The sequence below is a fragment of the Cytophagia bacterium CHB2 genome (genome assembly GCA_030263535.1).
Taxonomy (GTDB): domain Bacteria; phylum Zhuqueibacterota; class Zhuqueibacteria; order Zhuqueibacterales; family Zhuqueibacteraceae; genus Coneutiohabitans.
Map to the genome: position 1 here is coordinate 1 of SZPB01000581.1, position 2520 is coordinate 2520.

Sequence of the window (2520 nt, forward strand, 5' to 3'; positions counted from 1 at the left end):
GGGGCAATGAAACGTGCAGAATCAATCGCCCACAAGGGGCGAGGACTACGGTAATTTCAATGAACCGTCCGGGCGGTGGTGTTCTCTCATTCAACCTCGCAACACATGACCGGCCACAATTGCCTTGACATCCGTTTGCCAAGATTGCATATTTCTCTCGCCCGACATTCTCGATATCAGCTTGCACCAATGCCATATGATCACCACCCTCGAACAAATCCAGGAAGTCGCACAGCGCATCGGCAAAGAATTCTCGCCGCAGCGCATCATCCTGCTCGGCTCCTACGCCTACGGCCATCCCACCCCGGACTCCGACGTGGATTTGCTGGTGATTACGCCGTTTCAAGGGCGCTCTGCTGAGAAGTCTGTCGAGATTCGACTCAAGGTGAGGCCGCCTTTCCCGATGGATCTGTTGGTGCGTACTCCTGAGAAAGTGCAGGAGCGCTTGAATATGGGCGATTCTTTCATGCGTGAAATCTTAATGAAGGGCAAAGTGCTTTATGAAGCCGCTGACGCATGAATGGGTGATGAAGGCCGAGGGCGATTTTGCCATACTGGAGGCGCGCAAACGCTGCCGGCTGTTTCGGCGCGTGGCCCGTGAAGCGCTGGGGATGGAAGTTTGATTCCATCACAGTGAATTAAGGCCGGCCCCATTCAAACTCTCTGCTTGAAATTTTATTTTTTTGCATTATCCCGCATTCCCCGCCACAAATGCCTTGACATCCAGCCTTTGCGGTTGCATATTCCTGCCGTTTGCTTCCACCTAAAATCGCCCAATCCGGATCAGCCGGAACCCAACGTTCACGTAAGCGGATTCTGCGAATCGAGCGGATAAAGCCCGTTTTTGTCCGCTCGATTCGTTCAATCCGCATACAAAGAAGCCTTTGTTTTCGCCGCGATTACAAATTGCCCATCGTTTCCCCGTCTCGCTCGACTCCGGTCGATGTGGATTGTTTCGAACCGACAACCGAGGAGCCCCCGCCGATGTTGAACTCATTCATCAAAACCTACAGCAACCGTACATACAAACACGTCACCATGGTGCGCCACAAAGGCACGGTCATCGCCTTTGCGCTGGATAGCGAACGCCGCATCTTTTATTCGGTTTTGGATCTCGAAAACACCGAGATCAAATCTCCCCTCGACGTCAACTACTGGCTGGGCAATCCCAAAGAATTGTTCTTCCCCAATGAAATTGCGGAAGTGGGCGTGGGCGTCGCCGATCAGACTCTCCTGCCCGCGGTGAAGAAAGGCAGCCGCACGCCGGCCGCGCCGGGCACGCGCGTGCGCGAGGACGAAAAAGATTTATTTCTCTCCACCACCGCGCGGCTCACCGCGGATGCGCCGTTTCAGGCGCTCTCCGACGGCCGCCATGTGTTCATTTTCCGCCAGGCCATTGCGGCAAATCATGCGGACATGGTGTTCAAGCTCGATGCCGACGGCAATCCCATCAAGGATGCCAACGGTAATCCCGTGCCGATTGTCGATTCGACGTTGCTCGTTGATCGCTTTGTGCTGGCGGGCACGGATCTGAAAACGAAAATGGAAGTCCGCTATCGGCGCAGCGGCAGCAAAACCCGGCCGGAGAGCCGCAAAGACAGCCTGGGCGCGAAGGACATGGAAGATAATCCCTTCTTCGAGCCGACACAGGAGCTGCGCTTCATCGGCAATCTGGCCGAGGGCCGCTTTACCGCGCTGCTATTGCCGACACAAGTGGTGGGCGTGCAGCGCTGGCAAATTTTTTCGCACAACAGCAAAACCGGCGCGATGGAATCGTTCAACCTCGAGCGCGCGCAAGACGGCTTGTTCAACACGCGCGGCTCGCAAGAGGCGATGAGCGGCGGCCACGCCGAATCCGCGCTGCGCTTTGTTGACGGCAACTGGCATATCGATCTCGGTAGCGGCGTGCCTCTCGGTGAAACCTTCACGCAAGAAGCCTGGCTTTATCCCACCAGCGCGGACGGCGTGCAAGCGTTGCTCACGGACAATGGCCGCGACAAAAATTCCGCGCCCTCGTTGTGGACGTATCAAGGCCGGGCGATTCGCGCAGGCTTCGGCGATGGCGAGAAATGGTATGAATTCACCACCAACCACATTCTCACGCTCAACGCCTGGAATCATGTTGCCGTGACGTTCAACGGCGAGTCCTATCGCGTGTTCGTCAACGGCGAGGAACGCCATCGCACCAGCCAAGTCGAGGTTTATCGCGACGGCGAGAAGCAGGAGGAACGCGAATCGCTTGCCGGCAAGAAGCCGGTGAATCGCAGCATTCGCTATTTCGGCGAACCGAATGGCAATTCTCTGCAGGGCACGATCGATGAAATCCGCTTGTGGCGCCGCCCGCGGTTGCAGGCGGAGATGCAGGCGGATCGGCGCATGCGTCTCACCGGCCTGGAGCCGGGACTCGCGGGCTATTGGCGTTTCGATGAAGCCTCAGGCGACACGGCACACGATCAAACCGACAACGCCCTAAACGGGATCATTCACGGCGGCGAGTGGGTCACTTCGGAGGCGCCGATT

At 57.1% G+C, this 2520-nt stretch carries 2 protein-coding genes; both read left to right on the plus strand.

Translation table 11 applies throughout. The features are described from left to right. Positions 1 to 199 precede the first annotated feature (199 nt). The gene (locus FBQ85_29125) at positions 200 to 520 is read left to right on the plus strand and encodes a nucleotidyltransferase domain-containing protein (GenBank protein MDL1879195.1); all 321 of its coding nucleotides are present in this window, start codon (positions 200 to 202) and stop codon (positions 518 to 520) included. Positions 521 to 984: 464 nt separating this feature from the next. After that, positions 985 to 2520 (plus strand): LamG domain-containing protein (locus FBQ85_29130; protein MDL1879196.1); only part of this gene is annotated, 1536 nt, incomplete at its 3' end.